The 15232-nt window shown below is 45.8% G+C and carries 18 protein-coding genes; 6 read left to right on the plus strand and 12 right to left on the minus strand.

Annotation, left to right across the window (positions count from 1 at the left end; genetic code table 11):
* Window positions 1-7: 7 nt before the first annotated feature.
* A complete protein-coding gene (locus ICE90_RS09725; RefSeq protein ID WP_216192269.1) occupies window positions 8-1579 on the minus strand; it encodes a cryptochrome/photolyase family protein in 1572 nt (523 codons plus the stop codon).
* A complete protein-coding gene (locus ICE90_RS09730; RefSeq protein WP_215320506.1) occupies window positions 1576-1845 on the minus strand; it encodes a TIGR03643 family protein in 270 nt (89 codons plus the stop codon). The genes ICE90_RS09725 and ICE90_RS09730 overlap by 4 nt, the downstream gene beginning before the upstream one ends.
* Before the next feature lie 41 nt (window positions 1846-1886).
* On the opposite strand from ICE90_RS09730, the gene ICE90_RS09735 reads away from it, so the two are divergent.
* Both ICE90_RS09735 and ICE90_RS09740 read left to right on the plus strand, forming a co-directional pair.
* Entirely contained in the window at window positions 1887-2237 is a 351-nt protein-coding gene (locus ICE90_RS09735) for an HNH endonuclease (RefSeq protein ID WP_215320508.1), read from the plus strand.
* Between the two features lie 178 nt (window positions 2238-2415).
* Window positions 2416-2634, plus strand: coding sequence for a hypothetical protein (locus ICE90_RS09740; protein WP_072583635.1), 219 nt, complete (start codon window positions 2416-2418; stop codon window positions 2632-2634).
* A gap of 9 nt (window positions 2635-2643) precedes the next feature.
* On the opposite strand, the gene ICE90_RS09745 is transcribed toward ICE90_RS09740, so the two are convergent.
* From ICE90_RS09745 to ICE90_RS09755, 3 genes are all read right to left on the minus strand, one after another.
* On the minus strand, window positions 2644-2874 hold the full coding sequence (locus tag ICE90_RS09745; RefSeq protein WP_216192271.1) for a hypothetical protein: 231 nt from the start codon (window positions 2872-2874) through the stop codon (window positions 2644-2646).
* A 146-nt stretch (window positions 2875-3020) separates the two neighbouring features.
* Entirely contained in the window at window positions 3021-3248 is a 228-nt protein-coding gene (locus tag ICE90_RS09750) for a hypothetical protein (protein WP_215320511.1), read from the minus strand.
* Between the two features lie 81 nt (window positions 3249-3329).
* Complete coding sequence (locus ICE90_RS09755) at window positions 3330-4559, minus strand: dicarboxylate/amino acid:cation symporter (protein WP_215320513.1); 1230 nt, start codon at window positions 4557-4559, stop codon at window positions 3330-3332.
* Window positions 4560-4688: 129 nt separating this feature from the next.
* Here ICE90_RS09755 and ICE90_RS09760 point away from each other — a divergent pair, with 129 nt between their 5' ends.
* On the plus strand, window positions 4689-5354 hold the full coding sequence (locus ICE90_RS09760) for an alpha/beta hydrolase (RefSeq protein ID WP_216192272.1): 666 nt from the start codon (window positions 4689-4691) through the stop codon (window positions 5352-5354).
* Window positions 5355-5540: 186 nt separating this feature from the next.
* On the opposite strand, the gene ICE90_RS09765 is transcribed toward ICE90_RS09760, so the two are convergent.
* From ICE90_RS09765 to pmbA, 4 genes are all read right to left on the minus strand, one after another.
* Entirely contained in the window at window positions 5541-5918 is a 378-nt protein-coding gene (locus tag ICE90_RS09765) for a sulfite exporter TauE/SafE family protein (protein ID WP_216192274.1), read from the minus strand.
* A 221-nt stretch (window positions 5919-6139) separates the two neighbouring features.
* Window positions 6140-7417, minus strand: coding sequence for an NRAMP family divalent metal transporter (locus ICE90_RS09770; protein WP_215320519.1), 1278 nt, complete (start codon window positions 7415-7417; stop codon window positions 6140-6142).
* A 58-nt stretch (window positions 7418-7475) separates the two neighbouring features.
* Window positions 7476-8558 carry a TRAP transporter substrate-binding protein gene (locus tag ICE90_RS09775; protein ID WP_215320521.1) on the minus strand — a complete coding sequence of 361 codons (1083 nt, stop codon included), beginning with the start codon at window positions 8556-8558 and terminating at the stop codon, window positions 7476-7478.
* A 75-nt stretch (window positions 8559-8633) separates the two neighbouring features.
* Window positions 8634-9980, minus strand: a complete 1347-nt coding sequence (pmbA, locus tag ICE90_RS09780; RefSeq protein ID WP_216156173.1) for a metalloprotease PmbA — start codon at window positions 9978-9980, stop codon at window positions 8634-8636.
* A gap of 26 nt (window positions 9981-10006) precedes the next feature.
* On the opposite strand from pmbA, the gene mog reads away from it, so the two are divergent.
* Window positions 10007-10633, plus strand: a complete 627-nt coding sequence (gene mog, locus ICE90_RS09785; RefSeq protein WP_216192276.1) for a molybdopterin adenylyltransferase — start codon at window positions 10007-10009, stop codon at window positions 10631-10633.
* Between the two features lie 71 nt (window positions 10634-10704).
* On the opposite strand, the gene orn is transcribed toward mog, so the two are convergent.
* A complete protein-coding gene (orn, locus tag ICE90_RS09790; protein WP_215320526.1) occupies window positions 10705-11301 on the minus strand; it encodes an oligoribonuclease in 597 nt (198 codons plus the stop codon).
* 15 nt (window positions 11302-11316) lie between these two features.
* On the opposite strand from orn, the gene ICE90_RS09795 reads away from it, so the two are divergent.
* A complete protein-coding gene (locus tag ICE90_RS09795) occupies window positions 11317-12570 on the plus strand; it encodes a M48 family metallopeptidase (RefSeq protein ID WP_216192278.1) in 1254 nt (417 codons plus the stop codon).
* A 2-nt stretch (window positions 12571-12572) separates the two neighbouring features.
* Window positions 12573-13586, plus strand: a complete 1014-nt coding sequence (gene rsgA / locus ICE90_RS09800) for a ribosome small subunit-dependent GTPase A (RefSeq protein ID WP_216192279.1) — start codon at window positions 12573-12575, stop codon at window positions 13584-13586.
* Here rsgA and ICE90_RS09805 read toward each other — a convergent pair.
* Window positions 13531-14490: a CobD/CbiB family protein gene (locus ICE90_RS09805; RefSeq protein WP_216192281.1), complete on the minus strand. Its 960-nt coding sequence runs from the start codon at window positions 14488-14490 to the stop codon at window positions 13531-13533. The genes rsgA and ICE90_RS09805 overlap by 56 nt on opposite strands.
* Window positions 14487-15224, minus strand: coding sequence for a CoA pyrophosphatase (locus ICE90_RS09810; RefSeq protein WP_216192283.1), 738 nt, complete (start codon window positions 15222-15224; stop codon window positions 14487-14489). Before ICE90_RS09810 ends, ICE90_RS09805 begins: the two co-directional genes overlap by 4 nt.
* Window positions 15225-15232 lie beyond the last annotated feature (8 nt).

Raw genomic sequence — 15232 nt, forward strand, 5'->3', positions numbered from 1 at the left:
AGCACTCTTAAAGGATGTCGAGCTGATTCAGAATCTTTTTGGCATGCAGCACAATTTCTTTTTGATCTTCATCACTAATTCTTTTGAGGTTGGTCGTCATTAACTTGGTGCGCGGACTCGCTTCAAATTGAGCGCGATGCTTGATCAAAAAGTTCCAATACAAAGTTGTGACGGGGCATGCCTCTTCCCCATAACGTATCTCAGGCTTGTATTTACATGAGGCGCAATAATTACTCATACGCTTGATGTACGCCCCGCTCGCTATATAGGGCTTGCTAGTAAACCGCCCGCCATTCGCAAATAAGGCCATTCCAGCCGTATTAGGCAGCTCCACCCACTCAATCGCATCTACGTAAATCGCCAAATACCAATCACACACTTCTTGAGGCAGGATTTCAGCTAGAAGTGCAAAGTTTCCTGTCACCATTAAACGCTGAATATGGTGAGCATAACCATATTGCAATGTTTGACCAATAGCATCTTTCAAGCAAGCCATCTGGGTTTGCCCAGTCCAATACCATTTGGGTAATGAGCGCTGATGCTGATAGTAGTTATCTTGCGCCATCTTAGGCATATCAAGGTAATACATACCCCGAACAAATTCACGCCAACCCAATATTTGTCGAATGAATCCTTCGATTGTCGATAGATCTAAAGCATATTTTTTCCAAGCAATGATGACCGCATCAATCACCTCGCGAGGATTCAGCAGCTTTAGGTTTAATGCGCTCGACAAAATTGAATGCCATCCAAATGGGGTATCCGTCCACATAGCATCTTGATAAATGCCAAAGTTTCTGAGGCGGTATTCGACAAAATACTCAAGGGCTTGGAGAGCCTGGTTTCTCGTAACGGGCCAGTTAAATGAACCCAAAGATCCAGGATGATCTGGGTAAGTCTTTGCAACGAATGCCAATACTTCTTTGGTAATCGCATCCACTTCAAACGCCGCAGGAGCATCGATGATGCCAGGCCCCTTTTTCGGATAGGGCTTGCGATTATCTTGATCGAAGTTCCACTGACCACCCTCGGGGTTACCATCAGCATCTATCAACACATGGTGCTTCTTACGCATTAGGCGGTAAAAGTACTCCAGCCTGAGTTCTTTTTTGCCTGCAGTCCACTCCACAAACTCTTGGCGCGAGCAATAGAAATGCTCATCCTCAAGCATCTCTAGCTCAATATTGAGCTCTTTTGCTAATGCCTCAATCGCCTGCTTGAGACGCCATTCACCAGGCTCAATACAAACTAAATGCTTTACCTTCTTTTGCAGAATATGCTCTTTGAGAACCTCGACAATAGGCAGATGCGAACCTTGAACGTAGGTCAGTGGATATTCCAGCTTTTTAAGCTCTACTGCAAAGTGGCGCATTGCCGAAAGAAATAAAGCAATTTTGGCTTTATGCGACCAAACATACTGAGCCTCATTAGCCGATTCAATCATGATGATTTCATCGGCTTGAGGATCAAAGCCTCGTAATGCGGCGCTCTGCAAATCAAGTTGATCCCCTAAAATCAGAACTAAGCGCTCAGACTCCGTGGTTTGCTGCTTGATTTTCTGCTTGATTTGCTGCTTCATTTATTTTTGTATTGAGTGGGGCAATAGGCTCGAGTCACATCTTCACTACGTAAAGCGCTATGTTTTGTTGCTCGTCCAGTTACCCGCTTGCGCCAAAGTTCAAAGGAGCTGCGTTTTAGCTCTTTGCGCATAATGGCAATCACCTGAGGCTCACCTAGACCAAAGGTCTTCTCAATCGCATCAAATGGCGTGCGATCCTCCCAAGCCATTTCAATGAGGCGAGATAAATCGGGTTCTGCGAGAGTCTTGGGGGCTAGTTTTGGCACCCTGCAAGTTTAAGACTTATTCAATAAACTAGCTTGAGACTATGATTGGAAAAATTCGTCAAAAACTGATTTCTCAAGAGGTCCCAGCAATACAAAAGCCGGCGGTAATCATTTGCCCTATCTGTGATCGGCCCATCCCAGATTCACAGAAAGATGCACACCATCTCATCCCCAAATCTAAGGGTGGAAAAACCACTGAATACCTTCACCGTATTTGCCATAAGCAAATACATGCCTTGTTTACCGAATCTGAGTTAGCCCAGCAATATCATCATGCCCAGATCCTAAGAGAACATCCGGAGATGAAGAAATTTATTCAATGGGTAAAAGGCAAGCCCAATTCTTTTTATGAAAAAACCCGCAAGAGCACGCGCTTGAAAGGCTCTAGTTAAGTATTTACCTTGCCCTATTTAAGTGCATTAAAGAGTCTAATAGACTTATTAGCGACTCAAGAACCTTTTCTTAAAAGGCTGTCGAAGAGATTTCAATAAAAACCCCTCTTTGGTGCATGAGTTTTTGAACTTGTGCAAACCTAAATATCGTTCTAATTATTAAAACCTAAGATACGTTATGCGTATAAAAATTACAAAAAGCCTGGTATTACCGGCCCAAATACTCGAGACCGAAAGCATTCCTGAGGCACTGTTTCCTGAGGGAGATTACCTTGCCAACCTCACCCCCGATGGGAAGATTGAGGTGATTAATACGCGGAAAATAAAAGCCCTTTTTTCCTTCTCGCAATTTAGAGAAAGAATCTCGCTAGGTGAATTTATTGTGATGGAGGCTTGAGATCGGATTTCAGCGAGATAAATCCAGGCTTACTACTACCGCCGTCATTGCAGAAACAGATTCAAAAGCTTTTGAATTAACACCGCTGGTATCAATATCCTCCCAGTTGAACTCCAAGGAGAAATGGGCAGACTCGACGATGAGCTCATAACTAGTCGATACCTTATTGCTCTCACCTCCCTTTAGCTCGTCACTTACAGGAACGCGTAAGGACTCGATGGTAGCAATTAATGTGCTCACTTCATTACCGGTCAACTCTCGGGTTCGCAGTACATCATCCGTACGCTTAATAGAAATCTTGGAGACCTCGTCAATCGTTACCTCCTATTGATTAAGCCCCAGATCTTCCCAAATTGTTAATTCCAGAGCAATTGGATATGTTTTCATCAATCTACCTCGTCAACATGGGGTTCGTCAAAATGCGTCTTGTGAGGCCTGAGCTTAACTGCCAGCTGAGTCCATTTACTTTGATGAATTCGGTAGTCGCAATGTTCAGCGTGATTCTCTAGTAAGCCAAAAATGATGGTAGTTGGAATTTTGCAATGAAGGCACCGATAGGCATGCTGATGTTCTTCAATCTTTTCTTGGGGATAGTCGATATAAAACGGTTTCATTACCAACCCCTCTATCTAGATCAGGCCAATAAGACGATATTACACCTGGGTATTAACAAAAGGGGAAACATTTAAGGAATGCTAGCCCTCGAGTTCACCCTCCCACTTGGAGATAACGGCCGTTGCCAGGCCATTCCCCAATACATTGGTTGCTGAACGCGCCATATCCAAGAAGTGATCTACCCCAAGGATCAATAGGACACCTGCTTCAGGCAAATTAAATTGGGACAGGGTTGCGGCAATGACCACCAAGGAGGCTCGCGGCACACCTGCTATCCCCTTTGAAGTAATCATTAACACTAGTAACATCAATAGCTGCTGGCTGAGCTCCATCTCAATGCCGTAGACCTGCGCAATAAAGATCGCAGCAAATGTGCAATACATCATTGAGCCATCTAAGTTAAATGAATACCCCACCGGCAAAACGAAGGAAGCAATTTTGTTTTTACAGCCAAAGCGCTCCACTCTTTCTAAAGTCATTGGATAGGCCGCCTCTGAACTCGCAGTGGTAAATGCAAGTAAGGCGGGTTCTCGCAACATCTTCACTAAAGTCCAAGTACGATTTTTTAATACCAAGGAGCTAATCAGAATGATGACGATCCATAAGGTGAAAATAGCAGCATAAAAACTCAGCATGAATTTTCCATAGGTCATTAATATGCTGACACCATTCTCAGCAATGACAGAGGAAACCGCCGAGAAGACTGCGATAGGGGCCATTTTCATAACTGCGGTCGTAATCTTTAACATGATGTGAGAGAGCATATCCAGATTACGAATGAACTCATCCGCTCGGGAACCCATGCCTGCTGCGCCAACCCCAAAGAAAACAGCAAAAACTACGATCTGTAAGATCTCGTTTTTAGCCATCGCATCAAAGATGCTGACCGGGAAAATATGTCTCACAAAATCTGGGAAATTTAAGCTAGCTTTATTTAGCCCCGTATTCGCTGCGATCTCTGGCAGGGTTAAGTCCACACCAATACCTGGCTTCAGAATATTGACCATGACCAAGCCAAGCAGTAAAGAAACTAGCGACATGGAAATAAACCAAGAGAAGGTTTTCAGACCCACTCTACCGATAGTTGAGGCATCACCCATTTTGGCTATACCAACAACCAAGGTGGCAAATACCAAGGGAGCAATGATCATCTTAATCAAACGCAAAAAGACATCTGTCAAGATTGAGATGTAAAGGACGTACTGATCGGGGAAAGAAGTTCCTGCGCCGTACAAGTTGACAAGATAGCCAACCAAGACACCTAAGACCATCGCCCCTAGAATAAAGTTGGTTAGCTTTTTAGAGTTCATGGATGACCTAATAAATGGGGGAACAGGGAGATTCTACCCATCTTTAGACCCCTCAGGGTATCAACTTAGAATGCAGAAACCTGTATCCGTCGATAATCATCAACTAAACATACTTTAGAGAAAATAAATATGCTCCCTTGTATTGAATTGGAAACCAGCCCGAATCCTACAGCCGCCGTTATCTGGTTACACGGCCTTGGAGCAGACGGCAATGATTTTGTACCCATCATTCCCGAATTAAAGCTAGCTGCATGCCCTGGCATTCGCTTTGTATTTCCTAGCGCCCCAAGCATGCCCATCACCGTTAATGGTGGCTACGTCATGCCAGCCTGGTATGACATCATTGGCAGGAATCTGACGGATCAGGAAGATGCCGCAGGCATTCAAAAATCGGCAGCGGCGATTGTTCGGCTAATAGAAAAAGAGGTTGAGCGCGGGATTGCCTATGACAAGATTGTTTTGGCTGGTTTTTCGCAAGGGTGTGCAATGGCCTTGCATATTGGCTTACGTTTTCCACACAGACTTGCCGGCATTATTGCCCTATCAGGCTACCTACCCTTAGCGATGACTGCCAATATTGAGAAGCATGCAGCCAATGCTAAGACACTGGTCTTTATGGCACATGGCACTTATGATCCAGTGGTGACTCTTGATCGCGCCCAAGCATCGCATGCCTTACTAGAGAAAATGGGTTATCAAGTAGATTGGAATGAATACCCCATGGAACACTCCGTTAATCATGAAGAGCTCATGGATATCTCGCGCTTCTTACAAGAAGTATTAGCGGCTAAATAAGCCCGCCCGAAATTAACTTGATACTGGCAATCAGCAAAAAGAATCTCACTGATCGGTAATACCATTTCATTGAGATTCTTTTGGCTAGATAAAAGCCGAAGTAGACCCCTACCGGTACGCAAGGCAATAAGATGATTGAGGTTGCCAGCTGCCGGTAATTTAGTAGGTCCAAATAGGCATAAGGGCCTAGCTTCCGAAGTTAATAATTGTAAAAAAGACCCCCAGTGTCGAGGTGTAAACCATCGGCATGAGTTTCTCTCTGAGCATATACACCGTAATCGGTGGGCCGCCAATATGCGCAACAAAAGAAGTGAAGCCAGACGTTAGACCCATCAGACGCCCAAGCCAAGGGTAAGACTTTGTCTCTTTCAGATCCATTTTCGACATGGCGAGATTTTGAATCAGAAAGAGCAATGTAAAAATACCAATTGATGGAGTTAATACCTTAGGCGTGATAGTGGTGAAGAAAAACATTCCCAATAAAAGGCCCGCTATCGCTGGTGGAATAATGATCTTGAGAATACGCCAATTGGCATTACGAATAAATCGACCTAAGCCAACCAAATCAATCGCATCAATAGCGGCAACAAGATTGCAAGAGCTTCGTTAATACTAGATTGACTGGCCATTAAGGGCAAAGAGAGAATGCCAAGCCCAGCTCCGAACCCGCTTTTAGATATACCGACAATGATGACGCTAATTACCGCGCACACAAAAAATATCAAAGAATGTGCGTGAAAAGATTGCGTCAAAGATGTCAAGAGTAAATCAAGCATCCAGCGATCTTACCAAGCTATGAATAAGTAGACGGCAGCTACGGCCATAAAGCCTGTAGCTAGCCATCCGAGAATCCTCATACTCAAAGAGGCGACATGAACCCCCATCACCGACTGTTTTGATGACAAAAACATAATAGCCACCATGAGTGGTACAGCGACAATCCCATTGATTACCGCACTCCAAAACAAGGCTTTCATCGGACTAATGGGTGAGTATTGAATCGCTAGGGCAACCAACAGGCTCAAGGCAATGATGGCGTAAAACTTGCTTGCTTGAGCAGCGCTATCTTCCAGGCTAGAGCGCCAGCCAAACACTTCTGACAAAGCATAGGCAGCCGAGCCAGCAAGAACCGGTACACCCATCAGCCCGACGCCCAAGATCCCCAGCGCAAAAAGCAGAAAGGTAAACTCGCCGGCAAGTGGTCTTAATGCCGATGCAGCCTCGGCCGCGGTATTGATGTCACGTACACCGGCAGCATAGAGGGTCACTGCCGTAGCGAGAATAATGCAGTACGCAGCCACATTGGAGTACAACATGCCGCTCCAAGTATCCCAACGAATTCTTCTGAGCTCCGCTGTCACCACCTCAGGATTTTTCTGTTCAAGCAGACTGGGCTGACCACGCAAGTTCATATCCTCCACTTCCTGAGAGGATTGCCAAAAAAATAAATAAGGACTAATGGTAGTGCCAAAGATCCCGACCACTACTGCAGCCGAATCCGCACTCCAGGTCAACTGAGGAAAGAAGGTACTCCAGATCACATCACCCCAAGAAATATGAACCGTAAAAAGCACGGCACCATACGCTAGCAGGGACAGGGATAACCACTTCAAAAAGAAAACATAGTGGCGATAAGGAATCAGTATTTGCAATGCTAGGGTCAACAATACAAAGATGCCGGTCATGATATGCCAATTAATGCCCGTAACCAATTGTGCAACCTCACCCATTGCAGCAATATCTGCAGCGATATTCAACACATTTGCAATCAACAGCAAAAAAACTAGAGTTACCAATACAGCCGGCGGAAAAGCCAATTTCATATTGGCAGATAAACCACGGCCAGTCACCCTGCCGATACGAGCGCATAAGACTTGAATGGTCGACATCAAAGGATATGCAAAGGGCATTGTCCAAAGCATATTTAGGCCAAATTGCGCACCCGCTTGAGAATAAGTGACGATCCCACTAGGATCATCATCCGCCACACCCGTAACCAATCCCGGACCTACCCGAGATAAAGGATGTTGCTTAATGCGGACCCAGATTTCAGAGAGATTCATATGGGTTGCAGTGAAAGGAGCATCCTTTGAGTGTAGCCTTTACCAGATAGTTTAAGTTTCAGAGTTTCTTGCTAAAACTATATTGAGCAAACGCTTGCTCAGCCACATTAAACCACTGCGCTTCCATGTTTCTAAATGCGCGGTAGTCCTCAAAAATCTTTTTGAATTGCGGATTCTTCGCAGACTCCTCGGCATAGGTTTCTTGGCTTGCTTTAAAACACGCATCCAGGATAGAAGTATTAAACTTGCGGAGTACAGCACCATTTTGCAAAAGACGTTGCAATGCAGGTGGATTCAACGCATCGTACTTTGCGCACATATCAGTATGCGCTTCGAAACAAGCCGCCTCCCATGCTGCCTGATAGGCAGGCGGTAAAGAATCCCACTGCTTTTTATTGACCAAGAAAGAAAGTCCAGCGGCACCCTCCCAGAAGGCGGGGTAGTAGTAATTCTTGGCTACCTTTGCTAGACCTAACTTTTCATCGTCATAGGGTCCAACAAATTCAGCAGCATCAATTGTGCCTTTTTCCAGAGCCGAATAAATCTCACCGGCCGGAAGCTGTTGTGGCACTACACCAAGCTTTGCAAGCACCTGCCCTGCAAATCCGGCGATACGGAATTTCAGGCCCTTGAGGTCTTCTGGTGATTTAATTTCTTTTCGAAACCATCCACCCATTTGCGTGCCAGTTTGGCCGCCCAAGAAATTCACAATGTTGTAACTGGCATAGAGTTCGCGCATTAATTTCATACCATTACCATGCAGCATCCAAGCAGATTGTTGGCGAGCAGTTAAACCAAATGGTGCAGCAGTATCGAAGATAAAAGCACTATTTTTACCAAGGTAGTAATAGCTCGCAGTGTGCCCGCACTCTACAGTGCCATTTTGTACAGCATCCAATACCTGAAGCGCTGGAACTACTTCACCAGCTGCAAATACCTTGACGTTAAATTTTCCGTCAGTAGCCTTACGCAAAGCGTTAGCGAATACCTCAGGAGTACCAAATAAAGTATCTAATGATTTAGGGAAGCTTGAAACCAGACGCCAATTTAGAGTTGGTAAACTTTGTGCAATCGACGGTGCAGCTAAGGCTGCAGCTCCGGCACCAATAGTGGCTTTCTTTAAAAATGAACGTCTTTGCATTTCCGTCACCCCTTTAAAAAATAATAAATTTTTTATATCAAGACTATTTTTTGAGTCTGTATTGATTGTCTTGCTTTATTTTCCACCAACGGTCATTGAGCCCAGCAAAATCGATCCCGTTTCTTTAGTGCCACGAATAAGAGTATCACTGCCAATTAGCTGGATATCCATCAGCATATCGCGTAGATTACCAGCGATGGTAACCTCTTCAACAGGGTATTGAATGACTCCATTCTCAACCCAGTAACCAAATGCGCCTCGTGAATAATCACCTGTCACGTAATTGACCCCCTGCCCCATTAATTCTGTCACCAATAAACCGGTGCCCATTTCTTTTAATAGTGCAGGTAAGCCGCCCTTAGGCGTTTTCTTACTTTGTAAAGTCAGGTGATGTGACCCACCAGCATTACCGGTGGTTTTCATGCCTAACTTGCGAGCAGAATAAGTCGATAAAAAATAACCTTCGAGTATTCCTTTGTTCACCACTGTTCTGGCAGAAGTTTTCACACCCTCCTCATCAAATGGTGCACTACCAGTCATTGACTTTAGATGCGGATCTTCAAACAAGCTGATATGTTTGGGCAATACTTGCTTACCCAAGCTATCGAGTAGAAAGCTGGAGCGGCGATAAAGAGCGCCGCCTGAAACAGCTTGCACTAGGCCGCCCAATAAACCCGCAGCGAGGGGCGCTTCAAAGATCACCGGGCAACGTCGAGTTGTTAGAGATCTGGCCTTGAGACGTGACAAGGCTCGCTGAGCTGCATACGTTCCGATTGCAGCAGGATCGGCCAATTCCTCGGGAATGCGAGAGCTGGAATACCAATCGTCACGTTGCATATGAGCCTTCTTGCCACCTTCGCTAGCGATTGGCGCACAAGAAATATAGTGACGAGAAAAAGGATAGCCACCCATAAATCCATGCGATGTTCCCATCATGAAATGCGCATGATGCGCGGATACCGATGCGCCATCACTATTCTGAATTTGTTTGCTCACTGAAAATGCAGCGCCCTCAGCACTACGTGCGATTTCTATTGCACCGGCTGCATCAATATTCCATGGATGAAACAAATCTAAATCCAGCGGATTTTTTTCTAAGAGATCCTTCTCAGCCGGGCCAGCACACAAATCTTCTGCAGTATGTTGTGCAATGTGATAGGCAGCATCTACTGTTGCCTTTAATGATGCTTTAGAGAAATCGCTAGTGCTGGCGTTACCGCGGTGATGACCCAAAAATACGGTGACCCCCACTTGCTTATCCAGACTTTGCTCGATCGTCTCAACCTCACCCTTACGAACGGTAACGGAGAGGCCTTGACCCTCTGAAACCTCCGCTACGGCATCTGAGGCACCCCTTCTTTTGGCCTCTTTAAGCATGAAATCGATGATTTCTTGAAACTGGTTGGATGTGTATGTAAACATACCCTAATAATAGCTAGAATAGAAACATGAAGCATACAGAAGCCCTGAAACGAAACAGCCCTAACGAGGTCAAAATTGGCCTCATTTCCATCTCAGATCGCGCCAGCAAAGGCGTCTATCAGGATGAAGGCATTCCTGCCCTACAAACCTGGCTTTTGAAGGCCATTAATAATCCCTGTGTTTTTCATGAACGCCTCATTGCCGATGAGTCCGAAGCCATTACCGAGTCGATCGTTGAGCTTGTGGATGAACTAGGTTGCGACCTCGTTCTAACTACAGGGGGTACTGGCCCCTCCAGAAGAGATGTCACCCCTGAGGCCACCCGTGAAGCCGGCACTCGTGAGATGCCTGGTTTTGGCGAACAAATGCGTCAGATTAGCCTAAGTTTTGTGCCGACTGCGATTCTATCTAGACAGACGGCTGTCCTCAGAGAAATTGAGGGTCATGCCGCCCTGGTCATTAACCTGCCCGGACAACCTAAGGCAATTGCAGAGACGCTTGAAGGCCTGAAAGACGAGAACGGTAAATCGATTGTTCCCGGCATCTTTGCAGCAGTGCCTTACTGCATTGATTTAATTGGCGGCCCATATATCGAAACTGATGAAACCGTCATTAAAGTCTTTAGACCGAAGAGTGCTCTTAAGAAAACTTGATCTCAACTGCTTGGAGAAGATACACAAAAGGTCCGCAATGCAGACCTTTATCTTTTGATGCGCCCATAAGATTACTGAGGTAAGGGTACGATAAATTTCTCGCGGTAGTACTTCAGCTCTTCGATGGACTCTTCAATATCTGCCAAAGCAGTATGGGCCTGATTCTTGGTGAAGCCTTTCACCAACTCAGGATGCCAACGCTTGCAGAGCTCTTTCAAAGTAGATACATCAATATTTCGATAGTGAAAGTAAGCCTCTAACTTTGGCATATATTTCGCCATAAAGCGTCTATCTTGACCAATCGTATTGCCGCACATTGGAGCAATACCAGCCTTAATATATTTTTTCAAGAAGGCAATGCATTCTGCCTCCGCCGTTGCCTCATCTAAAGTGGATGCCTTCACTTTATCGATCAAACCAGATCGCCCATGCGTACCTTTATTCCAGGCATCCATAGCATCTAAAACAGCATCTTCCTGATGCACTACCCAGACCGGTGCTGTGGCGATGGTATTGAGGTGGGCGTCCGTCACAATGATGGCAATTTCCAGAATCCGTTCGGTTTCCGGGTTTAGACCTGACATCTCCATATCTACCCAAATCAGGTGCTCATTCGCTGGCGCTGCCTTGGATGCTGGTGTGGCTGTAGTGTTAGTTTGCTCGCTCATATCTATAATGATCTCATGACATTCACAATTGTTTTTCTAATTGCCTTTATTGCTAGCTTTGGCTTACGCCATTGGCTCTCCCAACGTCAAATTCGCTATGTGGCGCAGCATCGTAATGCTGTCCCCGCAGATTTTGCCGAAAAAGTGACTTTAGCCGAACATCAAAAAGCAGCTGACTACACTATCGCTAAATTACGTCTTGGCATTTTAGAGAATGGAGTCAGCGCTATTATTTTAATTGGCTTCACCATATTAGGTGGCCTACAAATTCTGAACATAGCATTACTGCAATTTTTGGGTGAAGGTATTACTCAACAAATTGCCCTGCTGGTTTCAGTCGTGATCATTTCTGGCGTGATTGACATGCCCTTCTCCTGGTACAAGCAGTTCCATTTAGAGGAACGCTTTGGGTTTAACCGTATGGGGAAAAAACTATTCTTCACGGATATGTTTAAAGGAATGGCAGTGGGCGGCGCGATTGGCATTCCACTACTGTGGGTCATTCTGACTTTAATGTCTAAGGCTGGTGAGTTATGGTGGCTTTGGGCGTGGGCAGTGTTGACAGCATTTAGCTTGCTCATGCAGTGGATCTTCCCAACTTTTATCGCACCACTCTTCAATAAGTTTCAAGCCTTAGAAGATGGTCCTTTAAAAACACAGATTGAAGCGCTACTAAAACGCTGTGACTTTGCGAGTCAAGGCCTGTTTGTGATGGATGGCAGTAAACGTAGCGCTCACGGCAATGCATTCTTTGCCGGTATGGGTAAAGCTAAGCGCATTGTATTTTTTGACACCTTGATTGAGAAACTTAATCCAGGCGAAGTCGAGGCGGTGCTCGCCCATGAACTTGGTCATTTCAAGTGTAAACATATTCGTAAACGCCTCCTGGTCTCATTCGCCCTCAGTTTTGCGATGTTTGCTCTATTGGGTTGGATCAGCACCAAGGTCTGGTTCTACACAGACTTAGGCGTAATGCCTAACCTCAATGGTTATAACGGTGGCCTCGCATTGGCACTCTTTATGCTGGTCTCACCTGTATTTAGTTTTTTCTTCACACCACTTTCTAGCCTAGCCTCTCGTAAGCATGAGTACGAGGCAGATGGGTTTGCCGCTGAGAAATCTTCCGCAAAAGATTTAATTGCGGCACTAGTGAAGCTATATCAAGATAATGCCTCGACCCTCACGCCCGATCCGATCTATACCGCTTTTTATAGCTCACATCCGCCTGCGCCCTTGCGTATTGCTAACTTACAGCGGTTTAGCTCATAACGATGGAGCAATTTCATGCGCTATTGATTGCCTCCTACGGAAGGCATTATTTAGCGCAGCGTTTAATTGCAGATGCTGCTGATCAAGAATCACCTGATGGTCCATTAATACAAGTCAGCACTCCAGCTAAGCAACATATTGGCGCTGTGGGTGACCGTATGTTGCTTGAGATGACTTCGGCCGATCAAGCCCGCATTATTCAAATTGAACCCCGAGAAAATCTTCTCTATCGCTCAGATGCGTTTAAGAGCAAGCTAATTGCCTCAAATGTGGATCAAATCTTGGTCGTACTTGCCACTCAGCCTGCCTTCTCACCCGATCTTTTGGGTAGAGCAGTAGTAGCTGCTGAAGCTAATCAAATTGGTCTACATATTTTGCTCAACAAGTGTGACCTTACAGATAATTTAGAACACGCACGTAAAATTATCGCGCCCTATGCTCGCATGGGATATCAAGTCAGCGAAGTCTCTGCCAAATTTGATCCAGCCTCAATCGATTCATTACAGTCTGCCCTGCAGGGCAAGGTCTCTGTCTTTGTAGGCCAATCAGGCATGGGCAAGTCCAGTCTATTAAATGCCTGGATACCGAATGCTGCCGCACTGACCCAAGAATATTCAGTTCGCTTAGATACCGGCAAACACACTACTACTGCATGCCGTTATTTTGAATTGCCTGAGGCTTGGGGCAGAGATGCGACAGGCAAGCTTGGCGCCCTCATTGATTCACCAGGCTTTCAGGAGTTTGGTTTGGCGCACATGTCTGTTAGTGAATTGCAGCATGCCTTTAGGGAATTTAAAGACTTGCTAGGTAAGTGCCGCTTTCATAACTGCGCGCATTTGACTGAGCCAGATTGTGCAGTAAGAGAAGCAGTAGATAGAAATGAAATAGCGCCAGAAAGACTGGCGCTATTTAGACAGCTGCACTCGGATTCAAAAACAGCTGATGTACAAATTCAGGGAATTAGCCAAGCCAAAGAGCGATGGTCAGCATTAGCAACAAAGCCATCCAAGCGATAACGAGACGCCACACCAATCCGACTGCAGAGCGCATGGTTCGTTCAGTAGGCTCAAGACCTACTTCATAAATAACTGGTTCACCTGCTTCGGCCATGCGTAAGGCTTCATCACTATCAGGCTCACTCATTGGCTCACCAAGGCGGACGCCCAATGCACCACTACCTGCTGCCAAAATTACTGCAGACAAAGAGTCTGACCATTTTTGGGTGAGATAGCGCCAGCCATATACAGCACCCTCGAAGTTACCCACAATGGCAAAGCCCATTGCGGTAATGCGCGCAGGAACCCAATCCAAAACGTAGAAGAAATGACGAGCGGATTCGCTGAGATTAAGGTCGCCACGCTCTGACCAACGTTGAGAGGCAATATCAGCCAAGCGGTAAAGCACAACACCTGCTGGACCCATTGGCATCATGAACCAGAACAGTACGCCAAACACGTGATGGTGTGAACCAATAATGGCGCGCTCTAGCGCCAAAGAAATCACTTCTGTCTCTGAGAGATTGGAGGTATCCAATTCTGAGCTATACCATTCACCTAAGGCAGCGCGAGCTGCAGGTAAATCATGCGCTTCAATTGCTTCATGTACCGCAGTAAAAGAATGGCTGAACTGACGGAAGCCAAAAAACAAATAAGCGATGACGATATTCCAAAGAAAACCTAAGATTGGATAAGTCACCATGCAAGTGACATACACAATGAAGACTAAGAAAGTAGGTAGTATGAAGGCTACTAAGCAAGCCATGCGAGCACCGATAGGGCTTGCGCCGTCTTCAGTCTTGCCACCGAACTCAGCGGCGACCCAGTCTAACCAGCGAGCGCATACACGCGCAATCCAATGGCTTGAAGTGACTGGGCGGTATTGCTCAGCAATGAGGGCGAAGAGAATAGAAAAGAAAGTCATACTTTTAATAAATGATAAAGGTTACGCAACATTCCCGCAGTAGCACCCCAAATAAAGCGGTTCTCATAAGGCATTGAATAAAAACGTCGTCCACCCTGCTCACTTTGCCACAATCTGACTTGATGATTAGCGGGATCCAACAAAAAACTCAGAGGCACCTCAAAGACATCGGCCACCTCAAACTCGTCTAAGACATATTCTGCCTGAGCTTGGACCAATCCTACTACTGGTGTAACGCTATAGCCAGAGACTGTTAAATACTGTGGCAAATGACCAATGATCTCCACTCGCTCAGGATCTAATCCGATTTCTTCCTGACTCTCACGCAAGGCAGTGTCATTAGGACTTTGATCCTCTGGATCCATCCGACCCCCTGGAAAACTAATTTGGCCCGCATGATCGCGCAAATGATTGGTTCTTTGCGTCAGCAATACTGACAAGCCATCCTCCTTCAATAGAAGTGGAATCAGTACTGCTGCTTTAGTGACTTTTCCGACAGCTTGGCGCTTAGCAATAATGTCTGCCGCAATCACATGACGGTTTTCATCGGTAATCTCTGGCTCCCATTGAGGGGGTGAGCTCAGTCTAGCTCTCAAACCAGCTGGCTCCAAAAATTCTGGTGCCACCTTTTTTTCAGCCGAGCACACTGCATGAATCGGAATTGCTTGCGCATCAAATCCTGGAGGTGCAGCAACGTTGATTGCATTATCTTCAGGTGTTGAGTTCTTGGGCATATTCATAT

It is taken from the genome of Polynucleobacter sp. AP-RePozz3-80-G7, assembly GCF_018882145.1.
Taxonomy (GTDB): Bacteria; Pseudomonadota; Gammaproteobacteria; order Burkholderiales; family Burkholderiaceae; genus Polynucleobacter.